This window comes from Paraburkholderia sp., from assembly GCF_047605525.1.
In the GTDB taxonomy this organism is placed as follows: domain Bacteria; phylum Pseudomonadota; class Gammaproteobacteria; order Burkholderiales; family Burkholderiaceae; genus Paraburkholderia.
Window position 1 is genome coordinate 1 of record NZ_JASGFN010000044.1, and the last position, 23,334, is coordinate 23,334.

A 23,334-nucleotide genomic window follows, 5' to 3' on the forward strand; every position below is an offset into this window, starting at 1 on the left:
CGTCGGGCATCTTCAGGCGATCCATGATGGCCTTGACGCGGTCGCCCGCGAAGATGCGCATGAGCTGGTCGTCCAGGCTCAGGTAGAAGCGCGAGGAGCCCGGGTCGCCCTGGCGGCCCGAACGGCCGCGCAGCTGGTTGTCGATGCGGCGCGATTCGTGGCGCTCGGTCGCGATGATGCGCAGGCCGCCCAGGGCCTTGACCTGCTCGTGGTCCTGCTCCCACTGCGCGCGGACCTTGGCCTCCTCGGTTTGCAGCGCGCTGGCGTCCTTGCCCGGATTGGCGGCGTGCAGGGCCTCGATGGCCTTCTCCAGGTTGCCGCCCAGCACGATGTCGGTGCCGCGGCCGGCCATGTTGGTCGCGATCGTGATGCGCTGCGGACGTCCCGCTTCGGCGACGATCGCCGCTTCGCGCGCGTGCTGCTTCGCGTTCAGCACTTCGTGCGGCAAGCCGGCCTGCTTCAGCAGATGCGACAGCAGCTCGGAGTTCTCGATCGACGTGGTACCGACCAGCACCGGCTGACCGCGCTCGAAGCATTCGCGGATGTCGCGGATCACCGCGTCGTAGCGTTCCTTCGCGGTCTTGTAGATCTGATCCTGCCTGTCGATCCGCTTGGGCGGCCGGTTGGTCGGGATCACGACCGTTTCGAGACCATAGATCTCGTTGAATTCGTACGCTTCGGTGTCGGCCGTGCCGGTCATGCCGGCCAGCTTCGCGTACATGCGGAAGTAGTTCTGGAACGTGATCGACGCGAGCGTCTGGTTCTCGCTCTGGATCTTCACGTGTTCCTTCGCCTCGACCGCCTGGTGCAGACCGTCCGACCAGCGGCGCCCGGCCATCAGACGGCCGGTGAATTCGTCGACGATGATTACTTCGCCGTTCTGCACGACGTAGTGCTGATCCTTGAAGAACAGCGTGTGCGCGCGCAGTGCCGCGTATACATGGTGCATCAGCGTGATGTTCTGCGGCGCGTAGAGGCTTTCGCCCTCACCGATCAGGCCCCACTCGGAGAGCAGACGCTCGGCCTTTTCGTGACCCGATTCGGTCAGGAACACCTGGCGGCCTTTCTCGTCCAGCGTGTAGTCGCCCGGCTTCTCGACGCCCGTGCCGTCCGCCTTCTCCTCGCCGATCTGGCGCTCGAGCAGCGGCGGCAGCGCGTTCATGCGCACATAGAGTTCGGTGTGATCTTCGGCCTGGCCCGAGATGATGAGCGGCGTGCGCGCTTCGTCGATCAGGATCGAGTCGACCTCGTCGACGACCGCGAAATTCAGGCCGCGCTGCACGCGCGCGTCGGTCTCGTAGACCATGTTGTCGCGCAGGTAATCGAAGCCGAATTCGTTGTTGGTGCCGTACGTGATGTCCGCGGCATAGGCTTGCTGCTTCGCCGTATGCTCCATCTGCGACAGGTTGATACCGACCGACAGACCGAGGAAGTTGTACAGGCGCGCCATCCATTCGGCGTCGCGCTGGGCGAGGTAGTCGTTGACCGTGACCACGTGCACGCCGCGGCCCGACAGCGCGTTCAGATACACCGGCAGTGTGGCGACGAGCGTCTTGCCTTCGCCGGTGCGCATTTCGCCGATCTTGCCGTAGTGCAGCGCCATGCCGCCGATCAGTTGCACATCGAAGTGGCGCATCTTCAGCACCCGCTTGCTGGCCTCGCGGCAGACCGCAAACGCTTCAGGCAGGATCTTGTCGAGCGATTCGCCGCTCGCGACGCGCTGGCGGAATTCACCCGTTTTGGCGTGCAACTGCTCATCCGTCAATTGCTCGATCTGCGGTTCGAGCGCATTGATCGCCGCGACGGTCTTTTGATATTGCTTGACTAGCCGCTGATTACGGCTGCCAAAAATCTTCTGTAGAAAACCGGTGGTCATCGGATCGGTGTCTGCGTCGCGGCTTCGGCTGGCTCGCGGCGTGCGCTTTGCGCACACCAGCGTCTGGGTCGGAAAGTCCTCGGCGGCTTAGTCCAAGAGTGAATTCGAATCGGGCATTTTAGCACGCACCTCCGGCTGCGCTGATGTCGGCGACGTGACGGCGGAGGGCCCTTCCAGGCCCATCCACACTTGCCCGGCGCCCTCCGGCGACGCGCTTCGGGGCCAGCTTCGCGGGCTGCCCGCGCGGTACAATCGCGGCGTGAGCGCGCATGGGGCGCGCGCACGTCGCCACTCCCAAACATGAGCCGTTCTCCGTCCTTTTCAAGGCAGCCGAAGCAGTTCGACCTGCGCCGACCGCAGCCCGTCGCCGAAGTGCTCGGCCGCACCGATGCATTCGCGGCGCTGCGCGCGGGTGTCGAGCAGATCGCCGCGCTCGAGAAGGATCTGCGCGAGCTGCTGCCCGATTATCTGGCGACGAGCGTTGAGCCCGGCTTCATCAAGGAAGGGGTACTGGCCCTCTTTGCCGCGCACAACGCGCTCGCGGCGCGGCTGCGGCATCTCGAGCCGCGGCTGCTGTCGGATTTGCAGCAGCGCGGCTGGCCCGTGCATGCGCTGAAGATTCGCGTACGGCCGCAGCTGGCCAAGGCCCCGCCGCCCGTCAAGCAGGCACGCATGACGCCAGCCGGCGCCACCGCGCTGCAGCAGTTGAGCGAATCGCTTGCGCCGTCGCCGCTGCAGGAAGCGCTCGCGCGCATGGCGGCCCGGCATCGGCGCACTCGCTGAACGAAAAAAACGGCCCGAATGGGCCGTTTTTCATATGCCTACCCGCGAGGCAGACGTCATGCGAACGCCGTCTGCGTTTCGTACGCGAAGCCGCGCGGCGCCTTCTTCGTATCGTCGAAGGTGACGATTTCGTACGAGTCTTCCTGCTTGAGCAGCTCGCGCAGCAGCGCGTTGTTCAGGCCGTGGCCCGACTTATAGGCGGTGTACGAAGCCAGCAGCGGATGGCCGACCACATACAGGTCGCCGATCGCGTCGAGCATCTTGTGCTTGACGAACTCGTCGTCGTAACGCAGGCCGTCGTTGTTCAGGATGCGGTACTCGTCGAGCACGATCGCGTTGTCCATGCTGCCGCCGCGAGCAAGGCCCAGCTCACGCATCATTTCCACTTCATGCGCGAAGCCGAACGTGCGGGCGCGGGCGATTTCGCGCACATACGACGTGTTGGCGAAATCCACTTCGAGCGCCTGGCCGGTTTTATCCACGGCCGGATGACGGAAATCGATCGTGAATTTGAGCTTGAAGCCGAAGTACGGATCGAGACGCGCGAACTTGTCGCCGTCGCGGATTTCGACCGGCTTCGTGACCTTGATGAATTTCTTCGCCGCGTTCTGCTCCTCGATACCCGCCGACTGGATCAGGAACACGAACGAACCCGCGCTGCCGTCCATGATCGGGATTTCCTCGGCAGTGACGTCGACATACAGATTGTCGATGCCGAGACCGGCGCAGGCGGACATCAGATGCTCGACCGTCGACACGCGCGCGCCGTCTTTCTGCAACACGGAAGCCAGACGCGTATCGCCAATCGCCATCGCCGACGCAGGAATGTCCACCGGCGTGGGCAAATCCACGCGCGAAAACACGATGCCAGTGTCCGGCGCCGCCGGACGGAGCGTCAGGTCGACTTTGCGGCCGGAGTGCAGGCCGATGCCGACAGTCTTGACGATCGATTTGATGGTGCGCTGCTTCAACATGGTGATCTTCTGTTCGATTGAAAATCCCAATCGGGACTTTTTATTTCATAGCGCGAATTATACTCCAATCCCCTGACAAACGTCTTTTCAGGGAACGTATCAATCTGTTTCGCTGCGTTACCCTCGCGCGTCGCGAGGGAAAGCGTGACGGGCCGATGCTCCGGAACGGAGGCGTTTCCGGTCATCGGCCCGCGTAACGGCCTGTCACAAAAGCGTCTTATTCACCGTTGCCGTAGCACCACGCGACATCAGCGCGAGGCTTGCGGCGAAGGCGAGACGCCGGCGACTAGCTCAACGTCGCGAGAATACTCGCGGCATCGCTGACTTCGAATTTGCCGGCGGCCTCGACGTTCAGCGTCTTGACCACGCCGTCGTCGACCACCATCGCGTAGCGCAGGGAACGGATTCCCATGCCGCGCGCCGACAGATCCTGCTCCAGACCGAGCGCCCGTGTGAAAGCCGCACTGCCGTCCGCCATCATGCGCACCTTGCCCGAGGTGTGCTGATCGCGTCCCCACGCGCCCATCACGAACGCGTCGTTGACGGACACGCACCAGATCTCGTCGATACCGGCAGCGCGCAACTGCCCGGCATGCTCGACATAACCCGGTACGTGCTTGGCCGAACAGGTCGGCGTGAACGCGCCGGGCAATCCGAAGATCACCACGCGCTTGCCCGCCGTCTGCTCGCGCACGTCGAAACTGTTCGGTCCGATCGTGCAGCCCGCCCGCTGGTCTTCGACAAACTCGAAGAGCGTCGCGTCGGGCAGCTTGTCACCTGCCTTGATCATGCTCAGTCCTTTGCATCGATGCGAAGCACGCTCGCACGTCCTCGTGTCGCTGTGAAATCCGGCCGGGCGGCACTCTGCCAGGCCACATCCGGCTGGGCCATCGCTGGCTTTGCCGTGCGGCGGCAGCCACCCCGTCTGCTTCGCGAATCCGCAGAGGGCAGTTGCCCCTGCCGCGAATCAGACGATACGCGACTTCGTCGCCGTTCACACGCCACGCTCGTGCATTCGTCCGCCAGCGCTGCGACCCAACGGCAGCGCGGCAACGAAAGCCTGCCCGCGCCGCTCAGTCCGCCTGCTTGCGCAGGAACGCCGGAATGTCGTACGTATCGACGCCCTTTTCCTGCAGCGCCTGCACGTGCGATGCCGCCGTGTCGCGCGACGTGCGCCACACCGCCGGCGTATCCAGCGCGCCGTAATCCGCCGCGCCGGCGTGGCCCGCCGCCGATGCGTACGCCGCATGCTGCATCGCGCCGATCGGCTGGTTGTCGGTGCCGGTGCGCAGCAGCGTCATCGGTGCCGACTGCTGCTTCTTCGCCGCGCGGCCGAGACCCGTCGCCACGACCGTCACGCGCAGCGCGTCGCCCATCGCGTCGTCGTACACCGCGCCGAAGATCACGGTGGCATCTTCCGCGGCATAGCTCTTGATCGTGTTCATCACTTCGCGCGTTTCCGACAGACGCAGCGAACGGCTCGACGTGATGTTGACCAGCACGCCGCGCGCGCCCGACAGATCGACGCCTTCCAGCAGCGGGCTCGCGACGGCCTGTTCGGCCGCGAGACGCGCGCGATCGACGCCGGCAACCGTCGCCGTGCCCATCATCGCCTTGCCCTGCTCGCCCATCACGGTCTTCACGTCCTCGAAGTCGACGTTCACCAGACCGTCGACGTTGATGATTTCCGCAATGCCCGCGACCGCGTTGTTCAGAACGTCGTCAGCGCACTGGAAGCACTTGTCCATCTCGGCGTCGTCGCCCATCACCTCGAACAGCTTGTCGTTCAGCACGACGATCAGCGAGTCGACGTGATCCTCCAGTTGCTGCGAACCGGCTTCCGCGACGCGCATACGCTTGCCGCCTTCGAACTCGAACGGCTTGCTGACCACGCCGACGGTCAGAATGCCCATTTCCTTCGCGATCTGCGCGACGACCGGTGCCGCGCCCGTACCGGTGCCGCCACCCATGCCGGCGGTGATGAACACCATGTGCGCGCCACGCAGTGCGTCGGCGATGCGCTCGCGTGCTTCTTCTGCGGCCGCGCGGCCCATTTCCGGCTTCGCACCCGCGCCCAGCCCCGTGTTGCCGAGCTGGATCACCGCGGTCGCGCGCGAACGCGACAGCGCCTGCGCGTCCGTGTTCATCACGATGAAGTCGACGCCCTGCACGCCTTTGTTGATCATATGCTGAACGGCATTGCCGCCAGCGCCACCTACTCCGACCACCTTGATGATGGTGCCGTTCGTTTCGGTTTCCAGCATCTGGAATTCCATGTTGCCTCCGTCAAGATAAAAAGTTACCGCCACTCGGCGTTATCCGGCAGGAGATCGGGCAACCTCCTGTCGCGCACCGGCCGCCGGCACCAGCGCGAATTACTCGAAACCTGTCATCAGAAGTTGCCGAGGAACCAGTCCTTCATGCGCGAGAACACCTGTCCCATCGACCCCGACTGCACCGCAACCTTGCGCCCGCGCATGCGCTGCGAGCGACCTTCGACGAGCAGGCCCATCGCCGTCGAATAGCGCGGATTGCGCACGACGTCGGCGAGACCGCCCGCGTATTCCGGTACGCCGATGCGCACCGGCTTCAGGAAAATGTCTTCGCCGAGCTCGACCATGCCGATCATCATCGACGCGCCGCCCGTCAGCACGACGCCCGAACTCAACAACTCCTCGTAACCCGACTCGCGCACCACCTGCTGCACGAGCGAAAAGAGTTCCTCGACGCGCGGCTCGATCACCGCCGCCAGCGCCTGGCGCGACAGCGTGCGCGGACCGCGCTCGCCGAGCCCCGGCACTTCGATCATTTCGTCCGGATCGGCGAGCGCCTGCTTCGCGATGCCGTAATCGACCTTGATGTCTTCGGCGTCCGGCGTCGGCGTGCGCAGCGCCATCGCGATGTCGCTCGTGATCTGGTCGCCGGCGATCGGAATCACCGCCGTGTGGCGGATCGCGCCTTCGCTGAAGATCGCGATGTCCGTCGTGCCGCCGCCGATGTCGACCAGCACCACGCCCAGCTCCTTCTCGTCTTCCGTCAGCACCGCGAGCGACGACGCGAGCGGCTGCAGGATCAGATCGTTCACTTCGAGCCCGCAGCGGCGCACGCACTTGACGATGTTCTGCGCCGCGCTGACCGCGCCGGTGACGATATGCACCTTCACTTCGAGGCGGATGCCGCTCATGCCGATCGGCTCGCGCACGTCTTCCTGGCCGTCGATGATGAATTCCTGCGTGAGGATATGCAGCACCTGCTGATCGGTCGGGATGTTGATCGCCTTGGCCGTTTCGATCACGCGCGCGACGTCCGCCTGCGTGACCTCCTTCTCCTTGATCGCCACCATGCCGCTCGAATTGAAGCTGCGGATATGGCTGCCGGCGATCCCGGTGAACACGTTCGTGATCTTGCAGTCGGCCATCAGCTCGGCTTCCTCGAGCGCGCGCTGAATCGACTGCACGGTGGCTTCGATGTTCACCACCACGCCTTTCTTGAGCCCCTTCGACTCGCTCTGGCCGAGACCGATCACCTCGTAGTGACCCTCGCCCTTCAACTCGGCGACGATGGCCACCACCTTCGACGTCCCGATGTCGAGGGCAACCAGCAGATCCTTATAGTCTTTACTCATAGCGTGCTCAGTGCGTGTGATGTCCGTTTACTTCTTGCCCTTGTCGGGTTCGCTGATGAAGCGCATGCCAGCGGCACGAATCGCGAAACCGTTCGGATAGCGCAAGTCCGCATACTCGATATCCTTTCCCCAACGTTGCGTCACCGCGCTCCATGCCGCGGTCAGGCGCTTGCTGCGATCGGCGAGCGTGTCCTGATTGCGTTCGCGCCCCAGCTCCACCTGCGTGCCGTTCGACAGCTTCACCGTCCATGCATAGCGCGGCGACAGCGTCACTTCCTCCGGGGTCGCGCCCAACGGCGCGAACCACTTCTGGAAGTCGTGATAACGCGCGACGACTTCCTTCGCCGTACCGTCCGGACCGTCGAACGCGGGCAGATCTTCGTCGAGCTCGCCCTGGTTCGCGGTGAACAGTTCGCCGTCGACGCTCACCAGTTGATCGCTGCCCCACGTCCCCAGCGGTTTGTACTCCTCGAGCGTGACAGCCAGCGCATTCGGCCAGACCCGCCGCACGCTCGCGTGACGCACCCACGGCATCTGCTCGAACGCCTGCCGCGCGACGTCGAGATCGACCGTGAAGAAGTTGCCCTTCAGGCGTCCGACGACGCTCGCGCGCACCGTCGGCGAATTGATGTGCTCGGTGTCGCCGTCGATCTGGATTTCGCGCAGCGCGAAACTCGGGCGCTGGATCAGCCAGTAACCGCCCGCCGCCAGCAGCACGAGCACCAGCAACGCATGCAGCGCGTTGGTGGCGAGATTGAGCTGGCGAACGTTGTTCCACATGGTGTTGCTTTCGGGTTGTCCCGGTTAGTCCTGCAGCGTCAGCGCCAACACGCTGACAACGAGTTCCTGATAGCTGATGCCGACCGCGCGTGCCGCCTTCGGCGGCAGCGAGTGATCGGTCATGCCAGGCGCCGTGTTCACTTCGAGGAAGTACGGATTGCCCTCCGAGTCCAGCATGAAATCGGCGCGGCCCCAGTCGGTGCAGCCGAGCACGTCGAACGCGCGGCGCGCGAGCGTCTTCAGGCGCGCTTCCTCCTGCTCGCCGAGACCGCACGGAATCAGATACTGCGTGTCGTTTGCGATGTACTTCGCGTGATAGTCGTAGAACTCGCCGGCCGGCACGATGCGGATCACCGGCAGGTCCAGATCGCCGGCGATGCACGCGGTGTACTCGCCGCCGCCTTCGATGCTCTTCTCGACCACGACGATACGGTCGTACTTCACCGCCTCGATCAGCGCCGCCGGCAAGGCGTCCGCGCTCTTCACCTTGATCACCGCGACGCTCGAGCCTTCGCTCGCCGGCTTCACGAACAGCGGCAGACCGAGCTTCGCGACGATCTCCTTCGCGCGCGCTTCGTAGTCGTCGCCGCGCAGCACCGTTTCGAACGGCGGCGTCGGAATGCCGAGCTGCTGCCACACCAGCTTGGTGCGGAACTTGTCCAGACCGAGCGCCGAGCCGAGCACGCCGCTGCCGGTGTAGCGGATGCCGTAGAAATCGAGCGCGCCCTGGATCTGGCCGTTTTCGCCGTAGCCGCCATGCAGCGCGTTGAACGCGCGCACGAAGCCTTCTTCCTTCAACGCCGACAGCGGACGCTCGGCCGGATCGAACGGATGCGCGTCAATGCCCGCGTCGCGCAGACCTTGCAGCACCAGCCGCCCGGAATTGAGTGACACCTCGCGCTCGGCGGAATTGCCGCCGAGCAGTACCGCCACCTTGCCGAATTGTTTCGGATCGATACTGCTCATCTCACACCTTCATTTCCTGAGCGAGGCGACCCGGCACACCGCCGATCGAACCCGCGCCCATCGTAATCACCACATCGCCGTCGCGCACCACTGCCGAGAGCGCGTCCGGCACTTCATCCACCGTATCGACGAAGACCGGCTCGACCTTGCCCGCCACCCGCAGCGCGCGCGCCAACGCGCGGCCGTCCGCGGCGACGATCGGCGCCTCGCCGGCCGAATAGACCTCGGTCAGCACGAGCGCGTCGACGGTCGACAGCACCTTCACGAAGTCCTCGAAGCAATCGCGCGTGCGCGTGAAGCGGTGCGGCTGGAACGCGAGCACCAGACGCCGGCCCGGAAACGCGCCGCGCGCCGCCGCCACCGTCGCGGCCATCTCGACCGGGTGATGACCGTAGTCGTCCACCAGCGTGTAGGCGCCCGCGGCACGGCCGTCAGCGACGACCGGTACTTCGCCGTAGCGCTGGAAGCGTCGGCCGACGCCGTTGAAATCCGCGAGCGCTCGCTGGATATCGGCATCTTTCACTTCAAGTTCAGTCGCAATTGCAATCGCGGCGAGCGCGTTCTGCACGTTGTGCTCGCCCGGCAGGTTCAGCACGATGTCGAGCGGCGCCGCGTCTTCGCGCATCGCGGTGAAATGCATGCGGCCCTCGCGCGCCTCGACGTTGACCGCGCGCACCTGCGCGTCGGCCGCGAAGCCGTAGCGGATGATCGGCTTCGACACGAACGGCAGGATCTCCTTCACGTTCGGATCGTCGACGCACAGCACCGCGATGCCATAGAACGGCAGACGGTGCGTGAATTCGATGAACGCCTGCTTCAGGCGCGCGAAGTCGTGGCCGTAGGTGTCCATGTGATCGGCGTCGATGTTCGTAATGACCTCGATCACCGGGAACAGGTTCAGGAACGACGCGTCCGATTCGTCCGCCTCGGCGACGATGAAGTCGCCGGTGCCCAGACGCGCGTTCGCGCCCGCGCTGATCAGCCGTCCGCCGATCACGAAGGTCGGATCGAGCCCACCCGCGGCGAGCACGCTCGCGACCAGCGACGTGGTCGTGGTCTTGCCGTGCGTGCCGGCAATCGCGATGCCCTGCTTCAGGCGCATCAGTTCCGCGAGCATCACCGCGCGCGGCACGATCGGAATCCGGCGATGGCGCGCGGCGAGTACTTCCGGGTTGTCGCTGCGCACCGCGGTCGACACGACCACCGCGTTCGCGCCTTCGATGTTCTCCGCCGCATGGCCGATCGAGATGCGCGCGCCGAGCGCGGCGAGGCGCTCGGTGACCGCGTTGCCCGACAGGTCCGAGCCGCTCACCTGATAGCCGAGGTTGAGCAGCACCTCGGCGATGCCGCTCATGCCGACACCGCCGATGCCGACAAAGTGAATATGTTTGACGATGTGTTTCATTGCGTTCCTTCTGGGCTCGCGCCCGCCGTCGAACCCGCCACGGTCGCGCAGATCTGCGCGACCTGCTCCGTGGCATCCGGTTTCGCGAGCGAGCGCGAACGCTCCGCCATTTCCGCGAGACTTTCCCGCGTCTGGCTGCGCAACCAGTCGGCGAGTTTTTCCGCCGACAGGTCGCGTTGTTGCACGACCAGCGCCGCGCCGTTGTCGGCGAGGAACGCTGCGTTAGTGGTCTGGTGATCGTCGACCGCGTACGGAAACGGCACGAACAGCGCCGCGACGCCGACCGCCGAAATCTCCGACACCGTCATCGCGCCCGAGCGGCAGATCACCAGATCGGCCTTTTCGTACGCACTCGTCATGTCGTCGATGAACGGCACGAGCGTGACATCGGCACCGGCCTGCAAACCCGCTGCCGCGTAGTTCTCGCGCAGCGCGTCGATATGCTTCGCGCCCGCCTGATGCACGATGCGCGGTCTTTCATTGGGCGCGAGCAACGCGACCGCGCGCGGCACCACTTCGTTCAACGCCGCGGCGCCGAGACTGCCACCCACCACCAGCATGTTCAGCGGACCGCTGCGTTGCGCGTAGCGTGCTTTGGGTGCATTCGCGCGCGCAAGTTCCTCACGAATCGGATTACCGGTCCATTCGCCGTGCGGCAGCGCATTCGGAAACGCAACCAGCACGCGCTTCGCGAGTTTCGCGAGCACCTTGTTCGCGAGACCCGCGATCGAATTCTGTTCGTGCAGCACCAGCGGCCGGCCGCTCAGCGCGGTCATCAGACCCGCCGGAAACGTGATGTAGCCGCCCATGCCGAGCACGACGTCGGGCTTCACGCGACGCAGCACGCTCAGGCTCTGCGTGCAGGCGCGCAGAAGATTCACCGGCAGCATCAGCTTGGTTTTCAGGCCCTTGCCGCGCACGCCGCCGAAGCGCACGTATTCCATCGGAATGCCATGCTTCGGCACGAGCGTCGCTTCCATGCCCGCCGGATTGCCGAGCCATACGACCTTCCAGCCCCACGCCTGCATCAGATGCGCGACCGCGAGCCCCGGGAACACGTGTCCTCCGGTGCCGCCGGCCATCACCATCAGCGTGCGTTGCTGCGCGAGGGTCATACTTTCCCTCCGCGCATCAACACCCGGTTCTCATAGTCCACCCGCATCAACACGGCGATCGCCACGCAGTTCAGCAAAATGCCCGAGCCGCCATAGCTGACGAGCGGCAGCGTCAGACCCTTGGTCGGCAGCAGACCGAGGTTCACGCCCATGTTGATGAAGGTCTGCGCGCCGAACCAGATGCCCACGCCCTTCGCGACGAGCCCCGCGAACGTGCGATCGAGCGCGAGCGCCTGACGGCCGATCTCGAACGAGCGGCGCACGATCCAGTAAAACATCAGGATCACGACCAGCACGCCGACGAAACCCAGCTCCTCGCCGATCACCGCGAGAATGAAGTCGGTATGCGCTTCCGGCAGATAGTTGAGCTTCTCGACGCTGCCGCCGAGCCCGACGCCAAACCACTCGCCACGCCCGAATGCGATCAGCGAGTGCGTGAGCTGATAAGCCTTGCCCTGCGCGTAGCGGTCGTCCCACGGATCGAGGTACGCGAAGATCCGCTCGCGACGCCACGGCGACGCCCACACCAGCAACGTGAAGGTGCCCACCGCGGTCGCGACGAGGCCGCCGAACAGCTTGCCGTTCACGCCGCCGAGGAACAGCACGCCCATCGCGATCGCCGCGATCACCATGAACGCGCCCATGTCCGGTTCGAGCAGCAGCAGCATGCCGACGAGGCCGACCGCGACCGCCATCGGCAGAAAGCCTTTCGCGAAGCTGTGCATGTATTCCTGCTTGCGCACCGTGTAGTTCGCCGCGTAGATCGTGACCGCGAGCTTCATGATTTCCGACGGCTGCATGTTCGTGATGCCGAGCGGAATCCAGCGACGCGCGCCGTTCACGCCCTTGCCGACGTGCGGAATCAGCACGATCACGAGCGCGACGAGCGAAATCAGGAAGAGTTTCGGCGCGTATTTGTCCCACGTCGAAATCGGAATGCGGAACGACACGACGCCGATCACTGCGCCCATCACGACGAAGATGATCTGCCGCACGAGAAACGCGTAGTCGCGATAGGACGCGTACTTCGGCGAATCGGGCATCGCGATCGACGCCGAGTACACCATCACGATGCCGAGCCCGAGTAGCGCGACGACGACCCACAGCAGCGAGTGGTCGTAGTCGAGCATGCGCGAGCGCAGCGGCCGCACGCCATTGACCGCGCTCGCGAGGCCGCTGCCGCCCGTGCGGGTAGACGCGCGCGCCGCCGTGCCGCCGCTGCCGGCTGCTTCGCGCGAGCCGAAACGTTCCGACCAGCTCATATCATCGTCCCCCGTTCGGCCGCGATGTCTTCCACCGTGCTGCGAAAGACCGCGGCACGGTGTGCATAACCCTTGAACATGTCGAAGCTCGCGCACGCGGGCGACAACAGCACCGCATCGCCCGGCTGCGCGAGCGCGGTGGCCGCGCGCGTCGCTTCCTCGAGCGTCGCGTGATCGGTCATCGCGATGCCGCTCTCCGCGAGCGCCGCGCGAATCCGCGGCGCGTCGCGACCGATCAGCATCACCGCGCGGCACCAGCGCATCACCGGCGCGGCGAGCGGCTCGAAATCCTGACCCTTGCCGTCGCCACCGACGATCAGCACGATGCGCTGCGCGAGACCGTCGAGCGCGGCGACCGTTGCGCCGACGTTGGTGCCCTTGCTGTCGTCCACGTAGTCGATGCCGTCGATCGACGCGATCAGCTCCACGCGATGCGGCTCGCCGCGATACTCGCGCAGGCCGTGCAGCAACGGCGCGCCGGGCAGACCGATCGCGCGCGCGAGCGCGTAGGCGGCGAGCGCGTTGGCGGCGTTGTGCAGACCGCGAATCCGCAGCGCGTCGGCGGGCATCAGGCGCTTCAACGCGATGTCCGGCGACGCCGTGGCTTCGTTCTTGCGGCGGCGCTTCGGCGCAGGTTCGTCGCTCGCGTCGCGATCGTGTGCTTCGACCAGCCACACCATGCCGTTGTCGCGCAGCAGGCCGTAGTCGCCGTCGTTCTTCGGCTCGGTTACGCCGAACGTGACGACCTCGGCGTCACCGCTCGCGGCCGCCAGCGCCATCACGCGCGCGTCGTCGCGATTCAGCACGCGTACGGTCTGTGTACCGAAGATGCGGCCCTTCGCGGCCGCATAGGCATCGAGGCCGCCGTGCCAGTCCAGATGATCCTGCGTGATGTTCAGCACGGCCGCCGCATCGGGTGCAAACGTGTGCGAGGTCTCCAACTGGAAGCTCGACAGTTCGAGCACCCACACGTCGGGCAACGCGGTGTTGTCGATTGCTTCGCTCAGCCGGTCGAGCAGCGACGGGCTGATGTTGCCCGCCACCGCGACCTTCCTGCCCGCTCGTTCGCACAACAGCCCCGTCAGACTCGTCGTCGTGGTCTTGCCGTTGGTGCCGGTGATCGCGACCACCTTCGGCGCGTAACCGGACTCCCCGAGCGTGCGCAACGCCTGCGAGAACAGTTCGAGCTCGCCCCACACGGCAATGCCCTGCTCACGCGCGGCCGAAATCAGCGGCAGCAGATCGGCGGCAAGCGGCGACAGTCCCGGACTGATCGCGACCAGCTCGACGCCTTCGAGCAGCACCGGCGAAAACGGGCCGCCGACGAAATCGGCATCGACGCCGTGCGCTTCGAGCGCGGACAGGTTCGGCGGCACCTCGCGCGTATCGGCCACCCGCAGCCGACAGCCGTGCCGCGCGCACCAGCGCGCCATCGCGAGACCGGATTCACCCAGTCCCAGCACGAGCACCATCGGCTTTTGCCGATCCCGAAACTTCTCGCCGAACATCGCCTGCTTCCTTTAATACCTGCTGCTTAACGCAATTTGAGCGTGGACAAACCGAACAGACACAACATCAACGTAATGATCCAGAAACGCACGACCACCTGGGTTTCCTTCCAGCCCGACAATTCGAAATGGTGATGCAGCGGCGCCATCTTGAAGAAGCGCCGCCCTTCGCCGTAGCGGCGCTTCGTGAATTTGAACCACGTGACCTGCAGCATCACGGACAGCGTTTCCGCGACGAAAATGCCGCCCATGATGAACAGCACGATTTCCTGGCGCACGATCACCGCGACCGTGCCGAGCGCGCCGCCGAGCGCGAGCGCGCCGACATCGCCCATGAACATCTGCGCCGGGTGCGTGTTGAACCACAGGAACGCGAGGCCCGCGCCGCCCATCGCCGAACAGAAGATCAACAGTTCGCCCGCGCCCGGAATGTGCGGAAACAGCAGGTACTTCGAATAGACCGAGCTGCCCATCACGTACGCGAACACGCCGAGCGACGCGCCGACCAGCACGACCGGCATGATCACGAGGCCGTCGAGGCCGTCGGTCAGATTCACCGCATTGCTCGCGCCGACGATCACCAGATACGTGAGCACGATGAAGCCCCACACGCCGAGCGGATAGGTGATCGACTTGAAGAACGGCAGCAGCAGGTCCGCGCGCGCCGGCAGACCCATCGACAGGCCGCTGCGCACCCACGCCATGAACAGGTCCAGCACGCGCACGTTGTTCGCCTCGGACACGCTGAACGCGAGATAAACCGCCGCGAACAGGCCGATCACCGACTGCCAGAAATACTTCTCGCGCGACGACATGCCGCGCGGATCCTTGTAGACCACCTTGCGGTAATCGTCGACCCAGCCGATCACGCCGAAGCCGAACGTGACCAGCATCACGATCCAGATGAAGCGGTTGGTCAGATCGGCCCACAGCAGCGTGGCCACCGCGATGCCGAGCAGGATCAGCACGCCGCCCATCGTCGGCGTGCCGGATTTGACGAGATGAGTTTGCGGGCCGTCCGTGCGGACAGCCTGGCCGACCTTCATCGCGGTCAGCTTGCGAATCACGGCCGGGCCGCAGACGAGCCCGATCAGGAGCGCGGTGATGGTCGCCATCACCGCGCGGAACGTCAGATAACTGAACACGCGCAAGAAGCTTGCGTCATTCTGCAGCCATTGCGCCAGCGCCAGTAGCATGCTTCGGTCCTTCTATTTCAATGCGCGGCGGGCTTCGCGCCCGCCGCATTGGGTTGTGGACTCGTAACGGCGTCCACCACGCGCTCCATCTGCATGAAGCGCGAGCCTTTCACGAGAAGCGTTGCGGCAGGTCCGAAGCCGGCCTGCTGCAGTTGCGCGACCAGCGTGCCGACATCGGCGACGTGGTGCGCGGACGCGCCGTACGCGGCGCAGGCGTCGCGCGACGCGTCGCCCATCGCGTACAGCGCGTCGATACCGCGCTCTTTCGCATACGCGCCGATTTCGCGATGAAACGCCGGACCGTTGTCGCCGACTTCGCCCATGTCGCCCATCACGAGCACACGCGGCGACGGGCGCGACGCGAGCACGTCGATCGCGGCGCGCATCGAATCGGGATTCGCGTTGTAGGTGTCGTCGATCACGGTCGCGCCGGCGAGCGTGCCGAGCGCGGCCCGCTTGACCTGCAGACGGCCCTTCACCGGGCCGAACGATTCGAGGCCGCGCCTGATCGCATCGAGCGATACGCCCGCGGCCAACGCCGCCGACGTCGCCGCGAGCGCGTTGTGCGCGTTGTGATCGCCGAGCACCTGCAGCGTGACGTCGAACTGGCCTTGCGGCGTGTCGACGCTCAGGCGCTTGCCGTCGAACGTGCCTTTCACCGCAGCTTCGGTCGTGCGCTCCGCGTTGTTCAAAGCGAAGTCGATGATGCGGTTGCCGGTTGCGGCCACGCGCCAGATGCTCGCATACGCGTCGGCGGCGGGGAACACCGCCGTGCCTTCAGGCGGCAGCGCGTGAATCACGCTTGCATGTTCGAGCGCGACCGCCTCGACGGTCGCCATGAATTCCTGGTGCTCGCGCTGCGCGTTGTTCACGACGGCAACCGTCGGCTCGGCAAGCTTCGCGAGCAGCTCGGTTTCGCCCGGATGGTTCATCCCGAGCTCGACCACCGCGAGCCGATGCGCGGCGTGCAGACGGAACAGCGTGAGCGGCAGACCGATGTCGTTGTTGAAATTGCCCGCGGTCGCCAGACGCGCATCCGCGCCGACCGCGGCGGCGAAGATCGACGCGATCATTTCCTTGACCGTGGTCTTGCCGTTGCTGCCCGTCACCGCGACGAGCGGCAGCTCGAACTGGCGGCGCCAGCCGCGCGCGAGCGCGCCGAGCGCGCCGCGCGTATCGGCGACGCGGATCGCCGGCACCTTCCAGCCGTCCGGCGTGCGCGAGACGAGCACGGCTGTCACGTTGCGCGCCGCGACATCGGCGAGGAAGTCGTGCGCGTCGAAGCGCTCGCCCTTGATCGCGATGAAGAGATCGCCGGGGCCGGCGCTGCGGCTGTCGGTCGACACGCGCTCGAAGCGCACGCCGTCGTCACCGGTCACGGTAGCGCCGGGGATCTGCGCGGCGGCCGCGCGCAGCGAGAACATGCTCATTCGCCACCTCCGCGTGCTTGCGTCGCCCGCGCGGCGAGCGCAAGGCGGGCGTGGTCCTGATCGGAGAAAGCGCGTTTCTTGCCCATGATTTCCTGGGTGGCTTCGTGCCCCTTGCCGGCCAGCACGATCACGTCTTCGCGCGCGGCGCCGCGGATCGCCTGCAGGATCGCGCTCGCGCGGTCCTCGATGCGGCGCGCCTTCGACGCGTCCTTCATGCCCGCGGCGATCTGCTCGATGATCGCGAGCGGATCCTCGCTGCGCGGGTTGTCGCTGGTGACGACGAGGCCGTCCGCGAGCCGCTCGGCGATCGCGCCCATCAGCGGACGCTTGGTCGCGTCGCGATCGCCGCCGCAGCCGAACATGCAGATCAGTTCGCCGCCGCGCGCGAGCGCGATCGGGCGCAGTGCCTCGAGCGTTTTTTCGAGCGCGTCGGGCGTGTGCGCGTAGTCGATCACGACCAGCGGTTCGTCGTTCTGCAGGCGGCCGCCGAGACGCTGCATGCGGCCGTTCACCGGCTCGAGCTTCGCGAGTTCGGCGAGCGCCGCGTCGAACGGCTCGTCGGCGGCGAGCAGCACGCCGAGCACCGCGAGCAGATTGCCGACGTTGAAAAGGCCGAGCGTTTGCACTTCGACGTCGGCGCTGCCCCAGTCCGACGTGTCCAGATGAAACGCGGTGCCGGTGGCCGTGGCGCGCACGTTCGACGCGAGCAGCCATGCGTCGGCTGGCGGCATGTCCTGCGGCATGCCGGCCGGCGCCGGCTCGATGCCATACGCGATCGTGCGCGCGTGACCCTGCGTGTTCGCGAGCAGGCGGCGGCCGGCGGCATCGTCGCGATTGATCACGGCCGCGCCCAGCTCCGGCCATGCGAACAGGCGCGCCTTCGCCGCTTCGTAAGCTTCGAACGTGCCGTGATAGTCGAGATGGTCCTGCGTCAGATTCGTGAACACCGCGATGTCGAACGACGTGCCGTTCACGCGCCCCTGATGCAGCGCATGCGAGGACACTTCCATCGCGACTGCCTGCGCGCCCGCGTCGCGCAACTGCGCGAGGCTGCGTTGCAGTTGCGGCGCGTCGGGCGTCGTGAAACCGGTGTGCGCGAGCTGGCCGGGAAAGCCGGTGCCGAGCGTGCCGACGATCGCGCAGCGCGAGCCGAGCGCGCAGAGCGCCGAAGCGATCCACTGGCTGCACGAGGTCTTGCCGTTCGTGCCCGTAATACCGACCGCCAGCATCGCGTCGCTCGGGTCGCTGTACCATGCGCTCGCGATCGTGCCGGCGAGCTCGTTCAGCGCCGGTACCGCGTGCGCGACGGACGGATCGAGCACGCCGTCGAAACCTTCGGGTTGCACGAGCACCGCGGCCGCGCCGCGCTCGAGCGCGTTGGCGATGAACGGACGGTTGTCCGCGCCGTCGACCGCGTAGGCGAAAAACGCGTCGCCGGGAGCGAGCGAGCGTGTGTCGGCGTGCAGATGCGCGCCTGGCTGCACACGTTCGTGCAGCCAGGCGAGGGCATCGGCGATTGCCCGGTGCGCTGGATGTTTCTCGCGCAGCGCGCTCATCGCTCGACTCCGGGATGATTCTTCGTGCTGGCGGAAATCTTCATCTTTTTCACGCCGGCACTGGTGGACAATTTCTTCGCTTCGGGCGGCGTGGCCGGCGCGCCGGGCGCGGGTGGCGTCGAATCGTCGGACACCACCATCTGCTTGACGGGCATGTCGGGCGGCACGTTCAGCGCGCGCAGCGTATCGCCGACGATGCCCGAGAACACCGGGCCCGACACCTGGCCGCCGAAGTGGCTGCCCGCGGTCGGTTCGTCGACCGAGACGGCCACCACGATGCGCGGATTCGGCATCGGCGCCATGCCGACGAACGACGCGCGATATTTGGAGTGGTCGTAGCCGTGCGGACCGTGCTTGTACGCGGTACCGCTCTTGCCGCCGACGCGATAGCCGGGCACCGCCGCGTCCGGCGACGTGCCTTGCGGCGACACGACGGTTTCGAGCATCGCGCGCACTTCGCGCGCGGTGGTCGGCGAGAAGATCTGCGGACCGGTGGCCGGCTGGTCGCCCGGCGTGTGGAAGATCGTCACCGGCATGAGTTCGCCGTCGTGCGCGATCGCGGTGTACGCGCGGCCGAGCTGGAACAGCGACACCGACAGGCCGTAACCGTACGACATCGTCGCCTGCTCGATGCGGCGCCAGCTCTTCCACGGGCGCAGACGGCCCGCCGCCGCGCCGGGGAAACCGACCTTCGGCGCCTGGCCGAGACCGATGCTGGTGTACATGTTCCACATCTCTTCGGGCCGCAGCTGCATCGCGATTTTGGTCGCGCCGATGTTGCTCGACTTCTGGATCACGCCGCCGACCGTCAGCACGCCGAAGCCGCTGTCGTCGGTGATCGGCGCGCCGTCGAGAACGAAGTGCCCATTGCCCGTATCCACCAGTGTAGTCGGCGTCACGCGGTGCAGGTCGAGCGCGAGCGAAATCGTGAACGGCTTCATGATCGAGCCCGGCTCGAACGTGTCGGTCAGGATACGGTTGCGCAATTGCTCGCCGGTCAGGTGCGAGCGGTCGTTCGGGTTGTAGGTCGGGTAATTGACGAGCGCGAGCACTTCGCCGGTGCGCACGTCGATCACCATCGCCGCGCCGGCCTTCGCCTTGAATTTCTCGACCGCCGCTTTCAGGTTCGTGTACGCGATGTACTGGATCTTGCTGTCGATCGACAGATCGACGTCCTTGCCGTTATGCGGCACGACCTGCTCGTCCACGTCCTCGATGATGTGGCCCATGCGGTCCTTGATCACGCGGCGGCTGCCCGAAATGCCCGCGAGCAGCTTCTGGTCGCCGAGCTCGATGCCCTCCTGGCCCTCGTCCTCGACGTTCGTGAAGCCGATCAGGTGAGCGGTGATCTCGCCTTCCGGATAGAAGCGCTTGTATTCCTCGCGCGAATAGATACCGGGGATGTCGAGCGCAGCGACTTTCGCGGCGACGTCGAGCGGCACCTGGCGCTTCACGTACACGAAAGTCTTGTCTTCCGACAGCTTCGCGCGCAGCTCCTTCGTGGTCATGCCGAGCAGCTTGCCGAGCGAATCGAGCTTGTCCGCGCCGAGGTCGTCCGGCACCGATTCCGGAATCGCCCAGATCGCGCGCACCGGCAGACTCGTGGCGAGCACGAGGCCATTGCGGTCGAGAATCTTGCCGCGCGTGGCCGGCAGTTCGATGCGGCGCTGATAGCGAATTTCGCCCTGCTTCAGATAGAACGCGTTGCCCGGTCCCTGAATCCAGAACGCGCGCGCGGCGAGCGCGACGAACGCTATGAACAGCATGAACACGACGAGTTTCGAGCGCCACATCGGCAAACGCACCGACAGGATCGGGTTGGCCGAAAACGCGACGCTCTTGTGCGCCGACGATTTTTTCATCGCGTGCCTCCGCGACGGGTTGCCGCCGGCGCCGAAGCCGGCGCGGAAGTCGGAATGGGCGCGTCCGCCGCCGTCGCGGCGCCCGGCGCGAGCGTCAGGTATTGGGTGCGGCCGGTCGTGACCGATTGCATCTTCAGCGAGGCCGTGGCGATCTGCTCGATACGCGAGGTTTTCGACAGCGCGCTCTGCTGATATTGAAGCTGCGAATAGTCCTGCTGCAACTGACGCTCCTGTGATTGGGCGCGCTGCAACTGAATGAATATTTGACGCTGCTGATTGGTCGCGTTGACGACCGACAAGGCACAGCCCATCACGATGATCAGCAGGAAGATATTGAGACGGTTCATGGCGCGATCCGCTCCGCCACGCGCATCACGGCAGAACGGGCGCGCGGGTTGTCGGCGACTTCAGCGTCGCTCGCGAATACGCGGCCGATGATCCTGAGCGGAGGGCTCGGCAGGTCGACCGCGCGAATCGGCAGCCGGCGGTCGACCGCCGGCGTGCTCGCGTGCGCCTGCATGAATCGCTTGACGATCCTGTCCTCGAGCGAATGAAAGCTGATGACCACCAGCCGCCCCCCTTGCTCCAACAACGACAATGCTGCTTCTAGAACGACTTGCAGCTCCGCAAGCTCTTGATTGACGTGAATCCGTATAGCCTGAAAGGTGCGGGTTGCCGGGTCCTTGCCCTTCTCACGGGTTTTGACGACGTTAGCCACGATTTGGGCAAGCTCGCCCGTGCTGACGAGAGGCCCAAGACGGTCGGACTCTGCCCGGCGAGCAACAAGCGCCTTTGCAATCTGAAAAGCAAACCGTTCTTCCCCATAATCTCGTATCACCTCCGTCAATTCCTGCACCGTGGCCCGCGCGAGCCAGTCAGCGGCGGACTCGCCGCGCGTCGGGTCCATCCGCATGTCGAGCGGGCCGTCGGCGCGGAAGCTGAAGCCCCGCTCCGGATCGTCGACTTGCGGCGACGACACGCCCAGATCCAGCAAAACACCCGACACATGCCCTACTCCGCGCTCCGCCATCGCGGCGCGCAGTGAAGCAAAACTCTCATGCACGATGCCGAAGCGCGGATCCGCGATGCGCTGCGCCGTCGCGATCGCGAGCGGATCCTTGTCGAACGCGATCAGACGTCCCGCTTCGCCCAGCCGCTCGAGCACGAGACGGCTGTGACCGCCACGACCGAACGTGCCGTCCACGTACGTGCCATCCGCGCGCGTGACGAGCGCATCGACCGCTTCGTTCAGCAGCACCGTGCGATGCTGCAACCCGTTTCCCATCGCAGGTGCCATATAAATAAGCCGCGATCAGAACGTGAAATCTTTTAACGCGTCGGGCATGCCCTCGGCGATCGCCGCCTGTTCCTTCGCGGCGTAGGTTTGTGCATCCCATAACTCGAAGTGACGGCCCATACCCAGCAACGTCACTTCTTTTTCCAGACCGCCGGCCATGCGCAACTCCGGCGACACCAGCACGCGGCCTGCGCCGTCCATCTCCACATCCATTGCATTACCGAGAAAAATGCGGCGCCACCACGTGGCGTTCATCGGCAGATTGCCGACCTTCTCGCGGAACACTTCCCATTCGGGGCGCGGAAAGAGCAACAGGCAGCCGTCCGGGTGCTTGGTGATCGTCACCCGGCCCTCTGCCTGTGTCTGCAGCGCATCCCGATAACGAGAGGGGATCGACATCCGCCCTTTCGCATCGAGCGTCAGCGCCGACGCCCCTTGGAACACTTCGCTCTCCCCTCTTGCGACGCCGTTGCGCCGGCTGCCCGATCCGTGAAAATCTACCCGAAAGTGGTGTTGAGATCACACAAAAATACACTTTCTCACACTGTCTCCCACTTTAGAGGAACGCTAAACACGGGTCAAGGGAGATACCCGCTTTTCGCATCGATTTTGTTTGCTAGAACAAGGACTTAGCGCGACTCCTTCACACCAGACATAAAACGGAAAACCGTTATAAATGAATGAACTAGTGAAACTTGTGAAGGTGATACGTGAAAAGTGCGGGGAAACAGCGCGGATTGAAAGAGATCGTCAAGCGGGATCGGAGGGGATAAACAGACGTGGCGGGGACAGATGACGAACGGCGCACGCGGCGCCGTCCCACTTTGAAAAAATACGTTCAGCGACTTAGCTGAAAACTCACCTGGCGATGCGTCCGCTTGCTTTATATGTAATAAGCCGTGCGCGTCATCACCTTCGACATCGCGCGCATCAGCGCACGCGCGGGAAACGGCAACTCGATGCCGCCCGCGTCCATCGCGGCCTTGCCGTGCTGCGCCTCATCCACGCGCATCTGCTCGACGATCGCGCGCGATTCGTGATCGGCGGCGGGCAACTGCTCGAGATGACTGTCGAGATGCTGCTCCACCTGACGCTCGGTTTCGGCCATGAAGCCGAGACTCACGCGGTCCCCCATGCGCCCGGCGGCGAGACCGATCGCGAGCGCGCCGGCGTACCAAAGCGGATTCAGCAGACTGGGACGCGAGTCGAGCGCCTCGAGGCGTTTGGAGGTCCACGCAAGATGATCCTCTTCCTCGATCGCGGCGCGATCGAACACGGCACGCAACGACGACGAGCGGGTGGCGATTTTCTGGGCCTGATACAACGCCTGCGCGCAAACCTCGCCGACGTGATTCACGCGCATCAAACCGGCCGCATGCGCGCGCTCGGCCGGCGAGAGTTCGGGCGCCTCGGCCGTGGCCGCCGATTCACGCGGAAGCGGCAACGGACGACTCATCCGCGACACGCCCGTCAGTGAGCGTAAACCCCGATCAAACTCGCCAATCAACTCGTCCAGCAACATAAAGCACTCCCTGATTCGACAACCGCCTCGCTGATGCCGAAGCTCCGCGCGACAAGGCTTTGCGGCGCAAAATCAGCTCCGCGGCAACCTTCAATCCGCATGAAATGGGCGACCGATTTCCGATTCTAGACCATGTTGCGTAAACGAAACAGGAGCGGCCCCAGCCACCTGCTTTTT

General features: G+C 65.3%; 20 protein-coding genes. 1 reads left to right on the top strand and 19 read right to left on the bottom strand.

From position 1 onward, the window contains the following. Window positions 1-1,876 (bottom strand): preprotein translocase subunit SecA (gene secA, locus QM685_RS35280; protein WP_415123893.1); only part of this gene is annotated, 1,876 nt, incomplete at its 3' end. Window positions 1,877-2,176: 300 nt separating this feature from the next. Between secA and QM685_RS35285 the strand changes: the two genes are divergently transcribed. Further along, window positions 2,177-2,659 (top strand): DciA family protein, encoded by a 483-nt coding sequence (locus QM685_RS35285; RefSeq protein WP_415123895.1) that lies wholly within the window; start codon window positions 2,177-2,179, stop codon window positions 2,657-2,659. Between the two features lie 56 nt (window positions 2,660-2,715). Here QM685_RS35285 and lpxC read toward each other — a convergent pair whose 3' ends face one another. From lpxC to coq7, 18 genes are all read right to left on the bottom strand, one after another. Beyond that, window positions 2,716-3,633: a UDP-3-O-acyl-N-acetylglucosamine deacetylase gene (lpxC, locus tag QM685_RS35290; protein WP_415123897.1), complete on the bottom strand. Its 918-nt coding sequence runs from the start codon at window positions 3,631-3,633 to the stop codon at window positions 2,716-2,718. 286 nt (window positions 3,634-3,919) lie between these two features. Continuing rightward, complete coding sequence (locus QM685_RS35295; protein WP_415123899.1) at window positions 3,920-4,423, bottom strand: peroxiredoxin; 504 nt, start codon at window positions 4,421-4,423, stop codon at window positions 3,920-3,922. Between the two features lie 283 nt (window positions 4,424-4,706). Continuing rightward, window positions 4,707-5,909, bottom strand: a complete 1,203-nt coding sequence (gene ftsZ / locus QM685_RS35300; protein WP_415123901.1) for a cell division protein FtsZ — start codon at window positions 5,907-5,909, stop codon at window positions 4,707-4,709. Between the two features lie 116 nt (window positions 5,910-6,025). Then, window positions 6,026-7,258, bottom strand: a complete 1,233-nt coding sequence (gene ftsA / locus QM685_RS35305; protein WP_008921172.1) for a cell division protein FtsA — start codon at window positions 7,256-7,258, stop codon at window positions 6,026-6,028. A gap of 27 nt (window positions 7,259-7,285) precedes the next feature. After that, complete coding sequence (locus tag QM685_RS35310; protein WP_415123903.1) at window positions 7,286-8,038, bottom strand: cell division protein FtsQ/DivIB; 753 nt, start codon at window positions 8,036-8,038, stop codon at window positions 7,286-7,288. Window positions 8,039-8,062: 24 nt separating this feature from the next. Then, on the bottom strand, window positions 8,063-9,004 hold the full coding sequence (locus tag QM685_RS35315) for a D-alanine--D-alanine ligase (protein WP_415123905.1): 942 nt from the start codon (window positions 9,002-9,004) through the stop codon (window positions 8,063-8,065). Window position 9,005: 1 nt separating this feature from the next. After that, entirely contained in the window at window positions 9,006-10,409 is a 1,404-nt protein-coding gene (murC, locus tag QM685_RS35320; RefSeq protein ID WP_415123907.1) for a UDP-N-acetylmuramate--L-alanine ligase, read from the bottom strand. After that, window positions 10,406-11,524: an undecaprenyldiphospho-muramoylpentapeptide beta-N-acetylglucosaminyltransferase gene (gene murG / locus QM685_RS35325; RefSeq protein ID WP_415123909.1), complete on the bottom strand. Its 1,119-nt coding sequence runs from the start codon at window positions 11,522-11,524 to the stop codon at window positions 10,406-10,408. The genes murC and murG overlap by 4 nt, the downstream gene beginning before the upstream one ends. Then, the gene (ftsW, locus tag QM685_RS35330) at window positions 11,521-12,786 is read right to left on the bottom strand and encodes a putative lipid II flippase FtsW (protein WP_415123911.1); all 1,266 of its coding nucleotides are present in this window, start codon (window positions 12,784-12,786) and stop codon (window positions 11,521-11,523) included. The genes murG and ftsW overlap by 4 nt, the downstream gene beginning before the upstream one ends. Then, window positions 12,783-14,294, bottom strand: coding sequence for a UDP-N-acetylmuramoyl-L-alanine--D-glutamate ligase (gene murD, locus QM685_RS35335; RefSeq protein WP_415123913.1), 1,512 nt, complete (start codon window positions 14,292-14,294; stop codon window positions 12,783-12,785). The genes ftsW and murD overlap by 4 nt, the downstream gene beginning before the upstream one ends. 26 nt (window positions 14,295-14,320) lie before the next feature. Beyond that, complete coding sequence (mraY, locus tag QM685_RS35340; RefSeq protein WP_415123915.1) at window positions 14,321-15,490, bottom strand: phospho-N-acetylmuramoyl-pentapeptide-transferase; 1,170 nt, start codon at window positions 15,488-15,490, stop codon at window positions 14,321-14,323. A 17-nt stretch (window positions 15,491-15,507) separates the two neighbouring features. After that, complete coding sequence (locus tag QM685_RS35345; protein ID WP_415123917.1) at window positions 15,508-16,920, bottom strand: UDP-N-acetylmuramoyl-tripeptide--D-alanyl-D-alanine ligase; 1,413 nt, start codon at window positions 16,918-16,920, stop codon at window positions 15,508-15,510. Further along, window positions 16,917-18,476 (bottom strand): UDP-N-acetylmuramoyl-L-alanyl-D-glutamate--2,6-diaminopimelate ligase, encoded by a 1,560-nt coding sequence (locus tag QM685_RS35350; RefSeq protein WP_415123919.1) that lies wholly within the window; start codon window positions 18,474-18,476, stop codon window positions 16,917-16,919. The genes QM685_RS35345 and QM685_RS35350 overlap by 4 nt, the downstream gene beginning before the upstream one ends. Next, window positions 18,473-20,338 (bottom strand): peptidoglycan D,D-transpeptidase FtsI family protein, encoded by a 1,866-nt coding sequence (locus tag QM685_RS35355; protein WP_415123921.1) that lies wholly within the window; start codon window positions 20,336-20,338, stop codon window positions 18,473-18,475. The genes QM685_RS35350 and QM685_RS35355 overlap by 4 nt, the downstream gene beginning before the upstream one ends. Continuing rightward, window positions 20,335-20,685, bottom strand: coding sequence for a cell division protein FtsL (gene ftsL, locus QM685_RS35360; protein WP_415123923.1), 351 nt, complete (start codon window positions 20,683-20,685; stop codon window positions 20,335-20,337). The genes QM685_RS35355 and ftsL overlap by 4 nt, the downstream gene beginning before the upstream one ends. Continuing rightward, a complete protein-coding gene (rsmH, locus tag QM685_RS35365) occupies window positions 20,682-21,635 on the bottom strand; it encodes a 16S rRNA (cytosine(1402)-N(4))-methyltransferase RsmH (RefSeq protein WP_415123925.1) in 954 nt (317 codons plus the stop codon). Before rsmH ends, ftsL begins: the two co-directional genes overlap by 4 nt. Before the next feature lie 15 nt (window positions 21,636-21,650). Continuing rightward, window positions 21,651-22,079, bottom strand: coding sequence for a division/cell wall cluster transcriptional repressor MraZ (mraZ, locus tag QM685_RS35370; RefSeq protein WP_415123927.1), 429 nt, complete (start codon window positions 22,077-22,079; stop codon window positions 21,651-21,653). Between the two features lie 439 nt (window positions 22,080-22,518). Further along, entirely contained in the window at window positions 22,519-23,157 is a 639-nt protein-coding gene (coq7, locus tag QM685_RS35375; protein WP_415123929.1) for a 2-polyprenyl-3-methyl-6-methoxy-1,4-benzoquinone monooxygenase, read from the bottom strand. Between the last annotated feature and the right edge of the window lie 177 nt (window positions 23,158-23,334).